The following is a 16,580-nucleotide window of genomic DNA, read 5'->3' on the forward strand; positions in this document are numbered from 1 at the left end:
TGATAGCGTCGAATGCGTCAGCTGTATCACTCGGATGCTAGAGACTCGGCAGGGATTATCACCCCTGTCTGGCGGGCTTGCCCCAGTGCTTTGTTCACGGCCAGCCAACCATCAACCGCCGCTTCGCCCGCTTCGGCAAACACCCGTTGCAGCAGATCCACTTGTTCGTGACGCAGGGCCTGCTCGAATGCAATGCCTTCTTCCGTCAGGCCCAGCAAGCGTTTGCGCTTGTCGACGTCAGGCGCGACGCTGTGCACCAGGTTCATGTCGATCAATTGGCGCAAGGGCGTATTGAGTGCCTGCTTGCTGACACCGAGCACCGTCAGCAACTCTTTCACGCTCAAACCTGGATAGCGGGCGATAAAAAACACGATGCGTTGGTGCACGCGACTGAGGCCGCGTTGCGCGAGCATTTCGTCGGCTTTGGCGGTGAACGCCTGGTAGCCGAAAAAAAAGGCTTCCATCGCCGACTGCTGAGTTATTTTATTTTTAAGGTCAATCATATTGACGTATCTAGGCCCGGTATCGTAATTTTGGTCAAGCAGTTTGACGTATTTCTATTTAACTTCGCTACGGGTGACCTCCATGGCTTTCTCCGAACGAGTCTCACGCCTTAAAAGTTCTTTGATTCGTGAAATTCTGGCCGCAGCCCAGCGTCCGGAAGTGATGTCGTTCGCTGGCGGGCTACCCGCAGAAGCAATGCTGCCACGCGTTGAATGGGCTGACATGCCACTGGCCATGTGGCAGTACGGCATGAGCGAGGGCGAGCCTGCTTTACGCGAAGCGCTGGCCGCTGAAGCCCGCGCCTTGGGCGTGCCGTGTGAAGCCAGCCAGGTGCTGATTGTCAGCGGCTCGCAGCAGACCCTCGACCTGGCGGCCAAGCTGTATATCGACAAGGGCACCGAGATCCTCCTCGAAGCACCAACCTACCTGGCCGCGCTGCAGATTTTTCAGCTGTTCGGTGCCGATTGCATCACCGTGCCCTTGCAGGCCGATGGCCCGGACCTGATCGCTATGCGCCAGCGTCTTGAGCAGCACAAGCCTGCGTTCGCTTACCTGATTCCGACCTTCCAGAACCCGTCAGCGGTACGCTACAGTGAATCCCATCGCGATGCCGTGGCGGCCCTGCTTGATGAATTCGATGTCACCCTGATCGAAGACGAACCTTATCGCGAATTGAATTTCGACGGTGGCAGCGCGACCCCTATCGTCAGCCGCTTGAAAAAGGCCAGTTGGATCTACACCGGCACGATGTCCAAAACCCTGCTGCCTGGGCTGCGCGTGGGTTACCTGATCGCGACGCCGGACCTTTTTCCGCACTTGCTGCGCCTGAAACAATCGGCCGATCTGCACACCAACCGGATGGGGCAGTGGCAGGCTCTGCAATGGATGGGTACCGAGCATTACCGCAACCATTTGGCGGAATTACGCGACTTCTATCGTGTGCGTCGTGACACTTTCGAGGCCGCCCTGCAAGAGCACTTCAGCGATCTGGCCGATTGGAATAACCCGCAGGGCGGCTTGTTTTTCTGGTTGACCCTTAAAACGCCTTTGGACACCCGTTCCCTGCTCAAACCAGCGCTGGCCCTAGATGTGGCGTTTATGCCGGGTGAGCCGTTTTTCGCCGATCCGGACGCCAACCCCGGTTATCTGCGATTGAACTTCAGTCATATCGACCCCCAGCGTCTGGGTGAGGGTCTCAAGCGGCTGGCCGCAGTGGTTCGCCAGGCACAGGTCGCTGAAGCGGCGTGATGCATTCATGAATACGCAGCAAGGGAGAAGGGTGATGTACACAGTTTACGGCGACTACAATTCAGGCAATTGTTACAAGATCAAATTGATGCTCAACCTGTTGGGCATCAAGTACCAATGGGTGGCAGTGGACATCCTTAACGGTGAAACCCAGACCCCCGAGTTTTTGGCGAAGAATCCCAACGGCAAGGTCCCGGTCCTGGAGCTTGAGGATGGCACTTGCCTGTGGGAATCCAACGCGATTCTCAACTTCCTGGCCGACGGCAGCGCCTATCTGCCCAGCGAGCCGCGCTTGCGCACGCAAGTCTTGCAGTGGCAGTTTTTTGAACAGTACAGCCATGAGCCTTGCATCGCGGTGGCTCGCTTCATCCAGTTTTACCTCGGGCTACCGGAAGAGCGCCTCGCGGAATATCACGCCATGCAAAAAGCTGGCTACCGAGCGCTCGCAGTCATGGAGCAGCAACTCAAGCGCACGCCGTTCCTGGTAGGAGAAACCTTCTCCATCGCCGACATCGCGCTTTACGCCTACACCCACGTCGCTTACCAGGGCGGATTTGACCTTGCCCCGTACCCGGCAATCCAGCAATGGCTGGGCCGAGTGGCCGAGCAACCGGGCTATATAGGGATGCTGGATTAACCTGAACCCAGGTTGAAGACAAATAAACCGGTCTGCAACGAGCGACCGGTTTTTTAATGCCTGGAGTTTTCGGTGGCGATATAGGCCTTTGTCTGGGCATCAATGCTGTTCTAGTCTGCGCGGCCGTTTGGCTCGGGCTGAACGTTATTTCTGGAAAAAGGAGTATTGACTATGCGTTATTTGATAACGGCCGCCATCGTGATGGGGCTTGGATGGACAAGTGTGCAAGTCGCTTTGGCTGACGACTGCAATGCGAATCAGGCAGCCATGAACGCGTGTGCTGGCAATGACCTGTCCAGGCTTGATGCGGACTTGAACACCCAATACCAGGCGCAAATGGCTTACTTGAACATGCCGACGCAAAAGCAGGCGTTCAAGGACGCGCAGCGTAAGTGGGTTGCGTTTCGTGATGCCGATTGTGTGTACCAAGTGGGCAAGCGAGAGGACTCTGGTTCGATCTGGCCGTTGCTTCAGTCGCAGTGTCTGGCAGCGCATACCCAGTTGCGAGTGGAGCAGTTGAAAGCCTACGTGGCCTGTCGGGCTGAAGGTTGCCCGAAATAAGCCTCCGCAGGCTTGTCTGCGAAGGCTCCAGCTTCAGACCGCCGCGAAGCGCTGCTGCAAGTAGTCGATGATGACCTTGGATTCATACATCCATACGGTCTTGCCACCTTCTACGATGCGCAGGCACGGTACTTTGATCTTGCCGCCTTCGGTGAGCAGGGTCTGACGATCGACTTCGTTGTTTTTCGCATCACGCAAGGCCACGGGAACGTTCAGGCGGCGCAAGGTGCGACGGGTCTTTACGCAGAACGGACAGGCGTTGAACTGATACAAGGTCAGGTCCTGCGCCGACAGATCGACAGCGGCTTGAGCTGCAGGCGTGCGCTTTTTCTTGCCCGGACGGGTCAGGAAATCGATAAAAATGATGAGTTGGCCCAAACCAACCCTTAATGCCTTGATGAACACGGTGACGCCTCGCAGTAGGGGGATGAAACGAAGGTGAGATTACTCAGGAGCCGCAGACAAGAAATCTGGACGGCCCCTGCACAGCGAATCACTTGATCAAGCTGAGAAATTCACTGCGGGTCGCCGCGTTTTCGCGAAATTCACCGAGCATCACCGAGGTGATCATCGATGAGTTCTGTTTCTCGACGCCGCGCATCATCATGCACATGTGCTTGGCTTCAATGACGACTGCGACACCCAAAGCACCGGTCACTTGCTGAATCGCATCGGCGATCTGGCGGCTGAGGTTTTCCTGGATTTGCAGGCGGCGGGCATACATGTCGACGATTCGCGCGACTTTCGACAGACCGAGCACTTTGCCGTTCGGGATGTAAGCGACATGAGCCCTGCCGATAAATGGCAGCAAGTGGTGTTCGCACAACGAGTACAACTCGATGTCCTTTACCATGACCATCTCACTGTTGTCGGAGCTGAAGAGGGCACCGTTGGTGACTTCTTCGAGACTTTGTTCGTAGCCTCGACATAGATACTGCATGGCTTTGGCAGCACGTTTTGGTGTGTCGATCAAACCTTCGCGGGACACGTCCTCGCCGAGCTGACCCAGTATCGCGGTGTAATTCTGTTCCAGTGTCACAGGGCTGTTTTTCCGTACGGGTTTCAGGGCGGTACATTTTCTGTCTGTACCAGATGTGTACCAATCAGGCTTGTTTCGAGCTTTTCGAGTTGGCGCCAGTCGGTGCTGGCGTTTATCCATCGGGCGTACGTGGATAGTAACATTTGCACGCTATGGCCGAGCTGATTGGCGATGAATGCAGGGTCCATGCCCGCCAATGAGGCACATGGTAGCGTAGGTGTGACAGCAGTTGCACGGTCGACGCGATCTGAACGCCGACGGCAAAGAGCCCGGCGTCGGGCCGGGCTCGGTTGTTAGGGTAATCAGTCATTGCTGGGTGGCTAACGATCTGGATGGGGCGTCATAACAACGTCTCGACAGTGTCACTGCCTGGTCGTGGCTGTGAAGAAACGCGGCTTGCCGACATCCTGCGCTATTTGCCGGTAGGTGCAGTCGTCGGTTGCCGCCAGAAGCTTTCTGCCATCTTTTAACGTTGCCAAAAACGTCACTTCCTTTTCCTCACTGGCCAGCATGAAACCTGCTGCGGCGCCTACAGGCCCCAACACCAACCCGCCGGCCAATCCAAAGCTGATAGCGTCTGCGGTTTTTTTAGTTGACGCTTCGCTGGCTACCTCCAGATTTTTTATCGTAGAAACCGAAATCTTGATGCCGGGCCAGGGGTAAAGGGGTGTCGTGAGCGTAATTGAACCGGAACTGTACTCGCCATCACCTTGAAGAAAATCACCCGCCAGCGCTTTGATTTTGGCCATGTGGAATCCTCCTTCAGTGTCACTGCAAAAATATTCAATGCCTTGCGGTGGTACGCGTCAATCCTGGCGGGATGGAAGACAGTGCCGTCAGTCTGCTTTGGACACGGACGGCTGGCGCCCTTGCGCGTCGGTCTGTCAGGCACAGGATGGATTGTTGATAAAACTCAATACCGCTCCAGCCTCGGGGGGTAAAACCATAATAGCAGTGGGAAGCTCGCTGTCAGATGCGAGAAATCAATGAGTCCATAAAGAACGCGAGGATCCGCCATGAACGATTTAAGTTTACGCCAGGATATTTTGGATGAGCTTGAATTCCAGCCGAACATTGATGCGGTCCACATCGGTGTAGCTGTAGATAAGGGCGTCGTCACACTGACAGGTCATGTCACTAACTATGCGCAAAAAATCGCGGCGGAGCGTGCCGTGAAGAGCGTCAAGGGTGTTCGAGCCATTGCCGAGGAAATCGAAGTGCGCTTTCCGAGTGACTTCGTCGTCGCGGACGACACCATTGCCTCCAGGACACTGGATGTCATCAGTTGGAACACTGAAGTTCCGGATGATCGAATCAAGGTCAGGGTTCAGGCTGGCTGGGTAACGCTGGAAGGCGAAGTGGACTGGCAATTCCAGAAAGAAGCCACTGAACGTGCAGTGCGCAAACTGTCCGGTGTCAAGGGCGTCACTAACCTGCTCACGCTTAAACCACGGGTGAATGCTGCAGACGTTCAACGCAGGATCGAAGATGCGCTGAAGCGCAATGCTGCCCTTGAGGCTCACGGTATTCATGTCAAAGTCACTGGTGGCACCGTGAAACTCGAAGGTAAGGTTCACCTCTGGCTCGAACGTCAGGCAGCTGAGCGGGCGGCATGGTCTGTCCCCGGTGTTTACAAAGTTGAAGATAAGCTAACGATTGGTTGATGCTCGGGGCCAGGCGATGCTCTTCTCGTTCGCCTGGCCCCACGCTGTTGAAAGGAGCACGTTCATGAGCGAGATAAGGCGAGAGCATCTTCGTCGTATTGCACTGGAGTTAGAGACGCTACGCGCGAGCATTCATCAGCTAAAGGCGGAAGAAGACGTCAGCTCCAAACTTTTGCCGGGCAACAATCCTGCCAATAGCCATCATGCGCTTGAGCGCGCTTTTGAAGATTTACGCGACTCCATCAATCATATGGAGGAAGTCTTGGCGACACTGGCCGAGGCCACGGGGGAAGTTTAAAATCGCGATCAATCACCAGGCATTTACCTAACCTTTACAGTCATCGGTTGGCGATACGAAAGCCGTTGATGTCTGAAGTATCAGGTAATAAATACCTGTCGTGAAGAGAGCGAATGTATGGTGAGTCGAGTAGTGAAAATGGCGATTGTGGTGGCGGTATTGTCGTCCATGTCGGGCTGTTTCTTTGGACCTTGGCATGACGGTTATGGGCATGGTCACCGTTACTATGAGGGTGGCCGGCGTTGATCGAATCGGATCTGATCCAGTCAGGCTGTGACACCCAAGCAGCCTGACGGTCCGCAATCATTAAGGCTGCGACTTAAGGAGTTACTCGTCGCGGCCTTCCATCATTGTTCGTTTGAGCATGACGTAAACGGCGCCCGCGCCGCCGTGTTTTGCCAGGCAAGAGGCAAAGCCCAGCACTTGTGAATGCTGGCGCAGCCATGTGTTGACGTGGCTTTTGATCATCGGGCGTTTGCCATCCAGGCGCACCGCCTTGCCATGGGTCACGCGCACGCAACGAACTTCCAGCTTGGTCGCTTCGGCCAAAAACTCCCAGAGTGTTTCCCGCGCTACTTCGACGCTCATGCCGTGCAGGTCCAAGCCCCCCTCGAAGCTGATCTGCCCGAGTTTAAGCTTGCGCATCTGGCCTTCCTGGACGCCATCACGAGCCCAGCTCAATACGTCCTCCGGGCCAACGTCGATGACGAATTGGTCGGACAGGCCATCAACGATCACCGAGTCAGTGCGCACAGTAGCAGCCTGACGCAGTTTGGCCAGGTGCTTACGGTCGGCTTTGGGTTTGCCGACGTCTGCGTGATCGTGCTTGATCGGCTTTACGCCGCGGATCTCGTTTTTAAACAGGGAAAAATCGTCGTCTTGCATTTAAGCCTCCGCGCAGGACGGCTAGTTTACCTGCGTCACGCCTTGCCAGGCGTGACTAAAACGTTATCGCTGTGCCCGGTTGTGTTTCCAGTGAGCGATACGAAGAGGGTTTGTCAGCCTCAGTCGTGCTTTTTCATCAGATGCGGTGCCATGTTCAGCTCGCTGGGCCGGCGCAGACGACGACGGCAGCGACGCCATATCGAGACACCGAGATACAGCAGGAACAACCCGATCGCCACCACGAGACTCGCTCCGCCCGCGCTGGCATTGAGCTCGCCCAGTGCTGGCGGGTGACCGATCAAGCTGGCAATACCGGCCATCACCAGTAAAACGCCACAGGTGGCCAACAGTGCTGCAAATGCGGCGCCGAAGCGCATCCGCCAGTTGCTTGGGCCTTTTGGGCGCAAGCGACGAGCATCGAAACCATCGGATATCTTCATTCCGATTTCCTCTCAGGGTATCGGCGCTCTGACCAGGATATAACCTGGTGGTTCCCGTTTTGGCGGAAATCAAGGGCTGTGGGGATGATTAATGGATGGGCGGTTACATCCAATTCGTCTCTTTGGCAGAGGTAACCCAGCCGTTTTTCAGGAGCTGCCAAAGCGATGAGGCCGGGTCAGCATCCTGATGGATCAAGCCTGACTCAGATCAAATCCCGGGTCAGTGCAAGCGTTGCGAAGTTGTCCGCCATGATCGCCATCTCGGTCTGATGAACTATCTTGGCGCTGATCACGCCCTGCTTGCTGGGCAAGTCTCGGGTTGCGCAGGCGTCGTCCACCAACGTGCAGCGATAACCGTAGTCTTTGGCTGCGCGTACGGTGGTGCTGATGCTTGAATGGCTCATGAAGCCACACACGATCAGGTCCAGAGGCCCCAAGCGTTGCAACAGATCGTGCAGGCCAGTGCCGTGGAATGCGTTTGGCAGGAGCTTCTCGATGACCGGCTCTTCGCCTTGAGGCAATAGCTGGGGAAGGAACTTGCCGCGCTCACCTTGCGGATCGAATAAACCGCCCACGGTGCCAAGATGGCGCACATGCACGATAGGTCGACCCGCTGCCCGGGCAGCGTCCACCAATTGGCAGATATTGGCCACGGCCTCATCAATGCCTGTCAGCGCCAGCGGACCACTGACGTACTCCTTCTGCGCATCGATAATGATCAGGCTGGCATTGCTCAGATTAGCCGGTGCGTAACCACGGCCACTGAGTTGAAACATCGTTTTTGGGTCGGACATCTGGGGCTCCTGTCGGTGGCGCTTTTGTCACATTGTCCTCTGGCTGAGCGGTTCTGTGAATGGCAACGATTGGAAGTGGCGTGGTTACTGGGCTGCAAGCCATCGGAGTGTTTGCGATTCATGTCATTTTGCCTGCTTCGTGGCTACGAAGTCATCGCAGGTTGTCTGCTGTCGAGGGGGTGATCAATCATCTTTTGGGCATCGTTTGTTCAGACCATGGCTGATAGAATCGTCCGTCGTTTTTTCAAGGAGCATGCCCCCGTGATCACTTCCCGCCTGCGCACCCTGCGCGACCATATCCGTTGGGCCGTTAGCCGTTTCCATGGGGAAGATCTGTTTTTTGGTCACGGCACCGACAATGCCTGGGACGAAGCCCGTCAGTTGGTGCTGGGCGCGGTGCATCTGCCGTGGGAAATTGCCGACAGCTACCTGGATTGCCGTCTGGAAGACGACGAGCTGGTTAATCTGCAACGCTTGCTCAAACGCCGCATTGACGAGCGCATCCCAACCGCTTATCTGCTGGGGGAGGCGTGGTTCTGTAGCCTGTCGTTCATCGTGGACGAAAGGGTTCTGATCCCTCGTTCACCGATTGGCGAGCTGATCGAAAAACGTTTTGAGCCGTGGTTGCCAGTAGACCCAGCACGCATTCTCGACCTGTGCACGGGCTCCGGTTGTATCGGCATTGCCTGTGCGTTCGAGTTCCCCAACGCTGAAGTGGTGTTGGCCGACCTTTCTTTCGAAGCGCTGGAAGTGGCGAATCAGAACATCGAGCGTCACGGCGTGGATGAGCGCGTCTACACCGTGCAGGGTGATGGTTTCGACGGTTTGCCGGGGCAGCGATTCGACCTGATCGTCTCCAACCCGCCTTATGTCGATGCCGAAGATTTCGCCGACATGCCGGATGAATATCAACATGAGCCGGAGTTGGCGCTGGCCTGTGGCGATGACGGTCTGAACCTAGTGCGGCGCATGCTCAGTCAGGCTGCGGAACATTTGACCGAGAAGGGCTTGCTGATCGTCGAAGTCGGCAACAGCCAGATCCATGTCGAGGCGCTGTACCCGGAAGTCGACTTCGCCTGGCTGGAGTTTGAGCGGGGAGGGCATGGCGTGTTCATGTTATCGGCCGAGCAATGCCGCGAACATCAAGCGCTGTTCGCTTCTCGGGTTTGATCGTAATGAGGGGTGCCTGATACGACACTTTCAAGGCCGTAATTCGGCAGTCAATTCAGACAAAATCCCGGGAGCGAACTTGTTCGCGAAGGCGGTTTATCTGATGCTTAATTGCATCCCGCTTGACCACCTAATTGCATCGCCACTGACCAGTCGTTTGCATTCGCGCTGACCAGTTTTTGCAGTTGATGGGTGTCAGCGGGTGCCACTCAGGGGGAGTGCGTCAGCCAAGCACTGAAGGACTGCAATCGGCCCAGAGTGTGTAAAAACGGTTTTCAGCGTGATTGGCGTCCGAAGTAGGGCTGAAAATCGCGTTTCTACGTAAAATATAGGTCTGGCCAACCAGCCGATAAACTTCAGATTTCGCACAGAAGCGCGGACTTCGATATTGACTAAGCGTTTTTACACACTCTGGGCCGTTTCCTGCCTGTCGCCATCGGCTGGAAACGAACCTCCGCAGCCAGTCGCGTGCTCTGGAAGGCAACGCCCCGTTGTGTGGCGGGTAAATCAACTCCTATACAAGTTAAGAGGGGGCGGAGTTCGTACCCTCCCTCATTAAACGATCATTTTCCGGTTAGTTTTTGAACGCCGAGTGCTTGCGTCCTTGGTCGCACAAGGCGAAAACCACGACCAATACCGATGCGATCGCCAGGATGATGACCACTCCAACTGTGGAGTGCGTCGCGGAGGCGGACACCAGCGACAATGCACCCAGCGGCGCCAGACCGCCAGCAATCGCGGTACCGATTTCGCGCCCGGTGCCGAAGCCTGAGGAACGGGTCTGGGTGGGGAACTGGCGGCTCAGGAAAGAACCCTGCGGAGCGAACATCATCGGGGCTAGGATGCCGGTGGCGATGCCGATGGCCAGATAGATCATCAGGCTCTCGCCGGTGTCGAGCAGTGCCAGGAACGGGTAGGCAAACAACAGCGAAAATACACCGCCGAGTATCAGTACGGTCTTACTGCTCCACTTGTCGCACAGCCAGCCGAAGAAGGGTACGGCGACAATGGCTATCAAACTGGCGATCGTCACCGACAGTGACGTGACATGAACGTCAACCCCCTTGAATTGAGTCAGGTAGGCCAGGGAGAACGTTTTGAAGATGTAGCTCAAAGCGTTGTAGCCAACGGCAACGAAAAATACCACCGCAAGCCCTTTGAGGTCGTTCTTGAACAATGCTTTCAAGGGCGATGCCTTGGCTTTTGCCGTTTCCTTGCTCAGTTCCGCGAACTCGGGTGTTTCCGGAATGCTGCGGCGTACCCATAGACCTACGCCTACTAATGCAATGCTGCAAATGAACGGGATGCGCCATCCGCCTGCCAGCAGGAACTCATTGCCGTTGATGGTCAGAAGATAAATAGTCAGCGATGAAAGCAGCAGACCTAGGTTTAGACCCAGTGCCGGCCAAGCGCCCTGACTTCCGCGTTTACCTTCGCACGCATGCTCGTAGGAGGTGACCGCCGCCCCGGACAGCTCAGCCCCCGCCCCTAGACCTTGGATGATCCTTACGCTGGCCAAAATGATGGGTGCCCATATGCCGATTGAGGCGTAGCTGGGAATCAGGCCGATCAATGTTGTGCAGACACCCATCAAGCAAAACGTCAGCACCAACACTTGCTTGCGGCCGAATTTATCTCCCAAGTAGCCGAAAAGAACCCCGCCAAACGGGCGAGCAATAAACCCGATGGCAAACGTGGAAAAGGCTAACAGCGACGCTGTTTTCGGGTCGCTGTTATCAAAGAATATTTTCGAAAAGACAATCGCCGCCATTGTCGCGTACAAGTAAAAGTCATACCACTCCAGCATTGAGCCAACAATGGTGGCAGCGGCAACTTTACGCAGACGTTTTTTAGTGTGTTCCGGGGTTTCCGCTAAAGGGTTGATCATTTTTATTGCCGTCATTTTATATTTCCTCATGAGTATTGTAATTATTTTTAGTTGACGCTTATTGCTCTCTATTCACCGTCAGGCGCCAATAGAGTTTTTTCATGTTCTTAGTCGCCGTCTCCCAGCAGGCATCACAGATGCAGAGCGAGAAGGGTCGATAGTTTGCGTGGGGCGGTATTAGCTGGGTTTGAAAATTCGGTCGGCAATCATTGAGCCTATGGGAATGGCCGAAGTGGCTGCGGGAGAAGGCGCATTACACACGTGGAGCATGCGTGGTGTTTCGGCGAACAGAAAATCATGCACCAAGGTGCCGTCGCGCATGACGGCCTGGGCACGAATGCCAGCCTCATACGGCAGCAGGTCGTCAATGTTCAGTGAAGGGCAATATTTTCGGCATTGCTCCAGATAGCCGGATTTGAACAATGAGTTCTTCATCTCAACGCTACCGGAGCCCAGGTTCTGCCAGATGGTTTTCCAGAATCCCGGGAAGGTTGTGTACTGGGCTACGTCGCGCCAGTTGATCGAAAATTTCTTGTAGTTTTCACGGCCCAGACCCAGCACGGCATTTGGGCCTACGGTGACACTGCCATCAATCATGCGTGTCAGATGTACCCCTAAAAACGGTAGCTCTGGATCGGGGACAGGATAGATCAAGTGATTGACGATATTATTTTTCGCTGCCGGGAGGCGGAAGTATTCGCCGCGAAACGGGATGATCTGGTGATTAATCTTGATGCCTGCGAGTGTCGCTAGGCGATCCGATTGCAGGCCGGCGCAAACCACCAGCTTCTTCGCACGCCAAACACCGTCATGGGTGCTGACTGTCACGCTGTTACCGTGTTCTTCTATGGCAGTAACGGTCTTTTCCAGACAAATCTCGCCGCCACTGCGGGTGATGACGCGCGCCATGGTTTCACATATTTCCCGGTAGTCGACGATGCCGGTGGCGTCGAGAAATAGCCCGCCGAGCCCGATGATATTCGGCTCGCGGCGACGCAGCTCATCCGCGTCAAGGCGCTCGACTTTCATTCCATTGAGTTGCGAACGCGCATACAGCGCTTCCATCCGCTCGACTTCGAGGGCGGTCGAGGCCACCAGCAACTTGCCGCATACGTCGAATTTGATGCCGTGTTCCGTGCAGAACTGCTTGGTTGCCTCGGCACCTCGTTTGCACAAATCAGCCTTGAGACTGCCCGGAGCGTAGTAGACGCCAGCATGGATCACGCCACTGTTATGGCCCGTCTGGTGCGTGGCCAAGAGGGTTTCTTTTTCCAGAATCACCAACGATGCGGTGGGCTGGCGTTTGAGTAACTCCATCGCGGTGGCAAGGCCGACGATTCCGCCGCCAATGATGCAAAAGTCGTAAGTCATTGTTGTAGTTACCTTCGATCCGTCAATTCCGGTATGGTTATCAGGTTGTCAGACTAATGATTTTGTTAAAAGCCTGCATGCCGCATCACGCCTTCAGGGCTTCAGGGCTTCAGGATTGGATCAATTCAGTCCGTTGGAGGAAGCTCAAGTTGCAGGCGCTTGGCGGATGCGCGCAAGTGGGCGTCGGCACAGGCCGCAGCGGCATGCCGATCACCATCGGCGATGGCTTGGTACAGCGCCTGGTGTTCGTGGGCAGCATCTACTGAACCGCTGACAAAGCGTGAAGCCGAGTTTTCCCAGGCCGTTTTGCGCGCCGCAGCCAACTGGCTTCTCAGAAAGTCATGAAAGGCCACGAAATAGTCATTCTTGCTGGCTTCGGCGATTGCCCGGTGAAACTCCACATCCGCCAAGGCCGCGGCTTCGAAGTCGGTGCGTTTGTCATGCATTTCCTGCAACGCTTCCTTCATACGTTGCAGATCTGCTGCGTCTCGGCGCACAGCGGCAATCGAGGCCGCTTGGGTCTCGATCCACAGACGCATCTCGAACATTTGCGCTAGGTCTGGCCTGCGGCCGTTTTTCTTCGGGAAGCGGAACACCGTCCCGGTGGGTGTCTGGGAGATAAACGAGCCAAGGCCTCGCCGCGCGATCAATACGCCATCAGCTTTTAGCTGGGCGATAGCTTCGCGAACCACTGAGCGACTGACGTTCAGCTGTTCCGCCAACTGCTGTTCGGTCGGCAAGCGCGATCCGGGAGCAAGCTGGTCGGAGTCGATTTCCGTACGAATCGCGCTGACAACACGCACCACGAGAGAGTCGGGACGCTGTATCTCAAGCATAAGAGAACCTTAGTAGTCAGGTTGTCAGACAATAGTCTGCCTGATTTCCAGTTGTCAAGACTGGCGGAGTCACTGAACCATCCTGCACGATCACGTCGGGGGCGCGCACACTGCGTAAAGATCGCACTGAAGTACTAGTAAGGTATTGAACACAAACCAAACTACAGTCCGAAAGCGGACTTGTGATGTCCGCTCTTGGGCGATTTCGGTCAGTGGTGACGGGCAGGAATCGGCCAGAAGCGGTCGCTACCAAGGTGTAAGAAAATGTCACCGAGAGCATTCTTAATGCTTTTGGCAGATATTTTTTCGGGTGATCGGGACAAGTTGACCGGGGCGGCCCTAAAGTTTTCTATCGCATCGCCGATTAATTAGTGAGACCTGTTCTCACCCCCCCCCCCCCACTAGAGAAATAGACATGAATAGCTCCCATCTAGCTCTTTGTTTTTTTGCTGCAATCGCAACCTTTGAAGCGAATGCTGGTGTTTCCTTGTACAAGTGTAATGAACCACTGGAGATCTCAAACTGCGAACTAGAACACAAATATTCACCAACATGCACTTTCCGGAATACGGCTAACGCTCCATCTCCAGCCTTCCTCTTGGTCTATGCTTATGACAGTAACAACATGCAACTTGGAAGTTCTAACCAAATTTACATTAACAGCCTACAGCCAGGGCAGAGCCTCAGACAAAATACATACTTCTCAACGGGATATGATGTTGCTAAGATCGTATTCTGCACATCAGATCCGTATACAGAAGTTGTCAGAAACAACCTGAAACCCATCTACTAATAATGCACATATTTACGTACAAAGCCATCCTCAAAAAAGTTTCGGTTCAACAAATAAGTGTACCTCCTAACAAGTGGTTCAAATCCTTAGCTTCGCTCACTGGGACTGCGTGCCGCCGCCCCTTAGCTTAATCGTTGGTCAGCGTCCGCAATGGGTCGGTTACTGTCCTTCCGTCTTGGCTGACGCGCGCATCCCCGGGTGGCACCTGCTGACCGTTTTTAGCAGGCGTCGGCTGGTTAGAGTGAATGCAATTGACTGATCAGTGGCAATGCAAATGGGTGGTCAAGTCCATGCAATTACGCAATCTGGTGCACCACCACCGATAACAACACACAAATCACAACCTGGTTTTCTGTGTGACAGCGCGGCGGCGAAGACTCGGTGGGGCCTCCTAACGCAAGGGAAACCTAACGGTGCGTAGCGATCCAGATCAGTAGCCCAGCCTGGAATACCGCGAACGCCACCAGGCAAGCGATGGTGAAGCGCAAGCTGCTGTCTTCGCGTTTGAATCGGGTGACGGACTCCTCCTGTTTGCGCAGCTTGACGTCTTGCTCCTGCAAGTTCTGTTCTGCTTGCTGGAGCATATTGCCCGCGTCGAGAATCTCGACCATCTGGACCTTTTCGCTGTTCCAGGTGTTAAGCAGTTCGCTGACGTTTACCGCTTTGACGCTGCCCTTCATGTGCTGGGCGTCGGCGTACGTAATCTCGAAGCCCTGAGTGCGTAGAAAATTATCCCGGCGCAGGCGCGTGTCTTCGTTAAGGGCGTCTTTACTGGCGAGCACGTTTTCGTCGATCTGGTAATGCGACCATCTTTTTTGCGCCCAGTGAATGCCCTGAGCCATCAGAAAGCGACCGAGACCACGATTCCACGGTTCTATCTGTAACCCGGCTTCGGGGCTGAAGCGCACCCGATGAGTGGCGTGATCGACCCATACGTCCAGGTGGTTCTGCTCTTTGCGCACACGTTGCGCAGGCAATTGGATATCCATGCGTAACAGGCTGTGTTCTTTATCGTTGCGCTCGGCGCGGCCGAACTGCACGAAGCGCAATGGGCGGCCGCCGGTGGCCCGGTCGGTCGGCAGTGGCGCCAGGCGCAGCATTTTAAAATGTTCCGGTTGAACGTCCGCCCACGGCAAGCTCGCAGGATCCGGCGCAACGGCTGCGTTTTCGGCTTCAACTTCAGCGTCGGGTGTGGCTTGAGTGTCGGTCATATAAGCAGTCCTGTGGCCCAGGCACCAAGCAGCAAACTCAGTGCCAGCCATCCGCTATCGGCCGTTTTTTTCAGGACTGAAGGCCATTGGCCGGTTTGTGGACAGGCCAGCGCGCATTACGCGGCGGGTAATGCGCCAATAAAACGCAGGATTCGCGTTGAAAGTTCACTGGCGAGCGGTAACTGCGGGTCTTTGTAGGACGCTAGCTGGCGTCCAATGTCATTGGGGACAATACGCAAGACATGGTTCATGCCGTCGATCAGAGCCAGCTCCGCGTCGGGTTTGGCCGCATGGAGAAGCTCGGCATCACCGACCCCCACCTGAATGTCGTTACGACCCTGAATGATCAGCGCCGGAACCTGCAGTTTTCCGAAGGCGGCGGCCGGGTCCTGGCGGAGCAGCGAAATCAAATACGGCTGCACGCTCGGGCGGAATACCACATCGAGAGCGGGTGGCACGTTGTCATCGGTGTGGCCTGCCTTAAGCGAGTCGATCAGCTGTTCGCTACGTTGCAGCAAGGGTGGGGGCAATCGGTATTGCAATTGTTCGCGCAACACTTGATCCACCGGGCGCCCGGTGCCTGCGACGGAAATCACTGCCGCAGCTCCAGCTTGCTCTGCGGCGAGGGCGGCGACCAGGGCGCCTTCGCTATGCCCCAGGAGAATCAAGCGTCCCAGGCGTGGGTCAGTCTTGAGCATTTTTCCCCAGGCCGCTGCGTCGGCGACATAGGCTTCGATGCTCAGGTTGCGCTCATCGGGCGTGGCCGCTTTGCTCGCGGCCACGCCCCGCTTGTCGTAGCGCACGCTGGCGATATTGTGTTTGGCGAGGACTCTCGCCAGAAGCTTCATGCTGTCGTTACGACCGCCGTCGGTGTTGTTGCCATCACGGTCGGTGGGGCCGGATCCAGCGATGATTAATACCACGGGGACAGGGGCGTCGGATCTGGGCAGCAATAAGGTGCCAAACAGCTCGCCGGTTCCGGTATCGAGGCTGATGGGACGTTGCAATACGCTGGGTGTGGCTGCGTGGGCAAGGCCTGTCAGCAGGGGCAGGGTTACGGTAATAGCACGAATTAAAGTGGTGACTCGTAACATCGGTAGGCCATCATCTGTTCAAGTGCCGATTGGACGCGTCAACGCGGATAAGGTTCGGCAATACGCTTGAAGGATGAACTACTCAGGCAGCCTGCGTATACTGGCGTGCTTGCGGTTTTTGATTGATAAACAGACCGTTTGATTGTT

At 55.5% G+C, this 16,580-nt stretch carries 18 protein-coding genes and 1 pseudogene; 6 read left to right on the forward strand and 13 right to left on the reverse strand.

Translation table 11 applies throughout. The features are described 5' to 3' along the window. Positions 1-26: 26 nt before the first annotated feature. Positions 27-503, reverse strand: coding sequence for a MarR family winged helix-turn-helix transcriptional regulator (locus tag RGU44_RS03300; RefSeq protein ID WP_322179841.1), 477 nt, complete (start codon positions 501-503; stop codon positions 27-29). Positions 504-585: 82 nt separating this feature from the next. Between RGU44_RS03300 and RGU44_RS03305 the strand changes: the two genes are divergently transcribed. From RGU44_RS03305 to RGU44_RS03315, 3 genes are all read left to right on the forward strand, one after another. Next, entirely contained in the window at positions 586-1,752 is a 1,167-nt protein-coding gene (locus RGU44_RS03305) for a PLP-dependent aminotransferase family protein (protein WP_322215607.1), read from the forward strand. Between the two features lie 34 nt (positions 1,753-1,786). Then, on the forward strand, positions 1,787-2,389 hold the full coding sequence (locus RGU44_RS03310; protein WP_322179836.1) for a glutathione S-transferase family protein: 603 nt from the start codon (positions 1,787-1,789) through the stop codon (positions 2,387-2,389). A 171-nt stretch (positions 2,390-2,560) separates the two neighbouring features. Next, positions 2,561-2,950 carry a lysozyme inhibitor LprI family protein gene (locus tag RGU44_RS03315; RefSeq protein ID WP_322215609.1) on the forward strand — a complete coding sequence of 130 codons (390 nt, stop codon included), beginning with the start codon at positions 2,561-2,563 and terminating at the stop codon, positions 2,948-2,950. A gap of 33 nt (positions 2,951-2,983) precedes the next feature. Here the strand turns inward: RGU44_RS03315 and RGU44_RS03320 are convergent, their stop codons facing one another. From RGU44_RS03320 to RGU44_RS03335, 4 genes and pseudogenes are all read right to left on the reverse strand, one after another. Next, positions 2,984-3,355, reverse strand: a complete 372-nt coding sequence (locus RGU44_RS03320) for a glutathione S-transferase N-terminal domain-containing protein (RefSeq protein ID WP_322215611.1) — start codon at positions 3,353-3,355, stop codon at positions 2,984-2,986. A gap of 88 nt (positions 3,356-3,443) precedes the next feature. Then, a complete protein-coding gene (gene folE / locus RGU44_RS03325; protein ID WP_322179827.1) occupies positions 3,444-3,989 on the reverse strand; it encodes a GTP cyclohydrolase I FolE in 546 nt (181 codons plus the stop codon). A 23-nt stretch (positions 3,990-4,012) separates the two neighbouring features. Then, positions 4,013-4,238, reverse strand: a pseudogene (locus RGU44_RS03330) (site-specific integrase); the annotation flags it as partial. Between the two features lie 113 nt (positions 4,239-4,351). Beyond that, positions 4,352-4,738, reverse strand: a complete 387-nt coding sequence (locus RGU44_RS03335) for a hypothetical protein (RefSeq protein WP_322215614.1) — start codon at positions 4,736-4,738, stop codon at positions 4,352-4,354. 267 nt (positions 4,739-5,005) lie between these two features. Between RGU44_RS03335 and RGU44_RS03340 the strand changes: the two genes are divergently transcribed. Continuing rightward, positions 5,006-5,653 (forward strand): BON domain-containing protein, encoded by a 648-nt coding sequence (locus RGU44_RS03340; protein WP_322179823.1) that lies wholly within the window; start codon positions 5,006-5,008, stop codon positions 5,651-5,653. Positions 5,654-5,717: 64 nt separating this feature from the next. Continuing rightward, positions 5,718-5,951, forward strand: a complete 234-nt coding sequence (locus tag RGU44_RS03345) for a hypothetical protein (protein WP_322179821.1) — start codon at positions 5,718-5,720, stop codon at positions 5,949-5,951. Between the two features lie 327 nt (positions 5,952-6,278). Here the strand turns inward: RGU44_RS03345 and RGU44_RS03350 are convergent, their stop codons facing one another. The 3 genes from RGU44_RS03350 to RGU44_RS03360 all read right to left on the reverse strand — a co-directional run bounded on the left by RGU44_RS03350 (position 6,279) and on the right by RGU44_RS03360 (position 8,070). After that, positions 6,279-6,836, reverse strand: a complete 558-nt coding sequence (locus tag RGU44_RS03350; protein ID WP_322179819.1) for a Smr/MutS family protein — start codon at positions 6,834-6,836, stop codon at positions 6,279-6,281. A gap of 119 nt (positions 6,837-6,955) precedes the next feature. Beyond that, on the reverse strand, positions 6,956-7,276 hold the full coding sequence (locus RGU44_RS03355; protein ID WP_322179817.1) for a hypothetical protein: 321 nt from the start codon (positions 7,274-7,276) through the stop codon (positions 6,956-6,958). A gap of 203 nt (positions 7,277-7,479) precedes the next feature. Continuing rightward, on the reverse strand, positions 7,480-8,070 hold the full coding sequence (locus RGU44_RS03360) for a cysteine hydrolase family protein (protein ID WP_322179815.1): 591 nt from the start codon (positions 8,068-8,070) through the stop codon (positions 7,480-7,482). A 261-nt stretch (positions 8,071-8,331) separates the two neighbouring features. Here RGU44_RS03360 and prmB point away from each other — a divergent pair, with 261 nt between their 5' ends. After that, positions 8,332-9,240 carry a 50S ribosomal protein L3 N(5)-glutamine methyltransferase gene (gene prmB, locus RGU44_RS03365; protein ID WP_322179813.1) on the forward strand — a complete coding sequence of 303 codons (909 nt, stop codon included), beginning with the start codon at positions 8,332-8,334 and terminating at the stop codon, positions 9,238-9,240. 574 nt (positions 9,241-9,814) lie between these two features. Here the strand turns inward: prmB and RGU44_RS03370 are convergent. From RGU44_RS03370 to RGU44_RS03390, 5 genes are all read right to left on the reverse strand, one after another. Further along, positions 9,815-11,143, reverse strand: a complete 1,329-nt coding sequence (locus RGU44_RS03370) for an MFS transporter (protein ID WP_322215616.1) — start codon at positions 11,141-11,143, stop codon at positions 9,815-9,817. 162 nt (positions 11,144-11,305) lie between these two features. Beyond that, positions 11,306-12,499, reverse strand: coding sequence for an L-2-hydroxyglutarate oxidase (gene lhgO, locus RGU44_RS03375; protein ID WP_322215619.1), 1,194 nt, complete (start codon positions 12,497-12,499; stop codon positions 11,306-11,308). A 125-nt stretch (positions 12,500-12,624) separates the two neighbouring features. Further along, a complete protein-coding gene (locus RGU44_RS03380) occupies positions 12,625-13,335 on the reverse strand; it encodes a FadR/GntR family transcriptional regulator (protein WP_322215621.1) in 711 nt (236 codons plus the stop codon). Positions 13,336-14,535: 1,200 nt separating this feature from the next. Continuing rightward, on the reverse strand, positions 14,536-15,339 hold the full coding sequence (locus RGU44_RS03385) for a hypothetical protein (protein WP_322179805.1): 804 nt from the start codon (positions 15,337-15,339) through the stop codon (positions 14,536-14,538). Positions 15,340-15,455: 116 nt separating this feature from the next. Further along, on the reverse strand, positions 15,456-16,433 hold the full coding sequence (locus RGU44_RS03390; protein ID WP_416194613.1) for an alpha/beta hydrolase: 978 nt from the start codon (positions 16,431-16,433) through the stop codon (positions 15,456-15,458). Positions 16,434-16,580: the final 147 nt, after the last annotated feature.

This window comes from Pseudomonas sp. 5C2 (assembly GCF_034314155.1).
GTDB lineage: Bacteria > Pseudomonadota > Gammaproteobacteria > Pseudomonadales > Pseudomonadaceae > Aquipseudomonas.

Coding starts and splice junctions, on each gene's coding strand:
- RGU44_RS03370 (WP_322215616.1), bottom strand. CDS start 11,143: ATGACGGCAATAAAAATGATCAACCCTTTAGCGGAAACCCCGGAACAC.
- RGU44_RS03310 (WP_322179836.1), top strand. CDS start 1,787: ATGTACACAGTTTACGGCGACTACAATTCAGGCAATTGTTACAAGATC.
- RGU44_RS03385 (WP_322179805.1), bottom strand. CDS start 15,339: ATGACCGACACTCAAGCCACACCCGACGCTGAAGTTGAAGCCGAAAAC.
- RGU44_RS03360 (WP_322179815.1), bottom strand. CDS start 8,070: ATGTCCGACCCAAAAACGATGTTTCAACTCAGTGGCCGTGGTTACGCA.
- RGU44_RS03305 (WP_322215607.1), top strand. CDS start 586: ATGGCTTTCTCCGAACGAGTCTCACGCCTTAAAAGTTCTTTGATTCGT.
- RGU44_RS03345 (WP_322179821.1), top strand. CDS start 5,718: ATGAGCGAGATAAGGCGAGAGCATCTTCGTCGTATTGCACTGGAGTTA.
- RGU44_RS03380 (WP_322215621.1), bottom strand. CDS start 13,335: ATGCTTGAGATACAGCGTCCCGACTCTCTCGTGGTGCGTGTTGTCAGC.
- RGU44_RS03350 (WP_322179819.1), bottom strand. CDS start 6,836: ATGCAAGACGACGATTTTTCCCTGTTTAAAAACGAGATCCGCGGCGTA.
- lhgO (WP_322215619.1), bottom strand. CDS start 12,499: ATGACTTACGACTTTTGCATCATTGGCGGCGGAATCGTCGGCCTTGCC.
- RGU44_RS03335 (WP_322215614.1), bottom strand. CDS start 4,738: ATGGCCAAAATCAAAGCGCTGGCGGGTGATTTTCTTCAAGGTGATGGC.
- RGU44_RS03315 (WP_322215609.1), top strand. CDS start 2,561: ATGCGTTATTTGATAACGGCCGCCATCGTGATGGGGCTTGGATGGACA.
- RGU44_RS03300 (WP_322179841.1), bottom strand. CDS start 503: ATGATTGACCTTAAAAATAAAATAACTCAGCAGTCGGCGATGGAAGCC.
- RGU44_RS03340 (WP_322179823.1), top strand. CDS start 5,006: ATGAACGATTTAAGTTTACGCCAGGATATTTTGGATGAGCTTGAATTC.
- RGU44_RS03390 (WP_416194613.1), bottom strand. CDS start 16,433: ATGTTACGAGTCACCACTTTAATTCGTGCTATTACCGTAACCCTGCCC.
- RGU44_RS03355 (WP_322179817.1), bottom strand. CDS start 7,276: ATGAAGATATCCGATGGTTTCGATGCTCGTCGCTTGCGCCCAAAAGGC.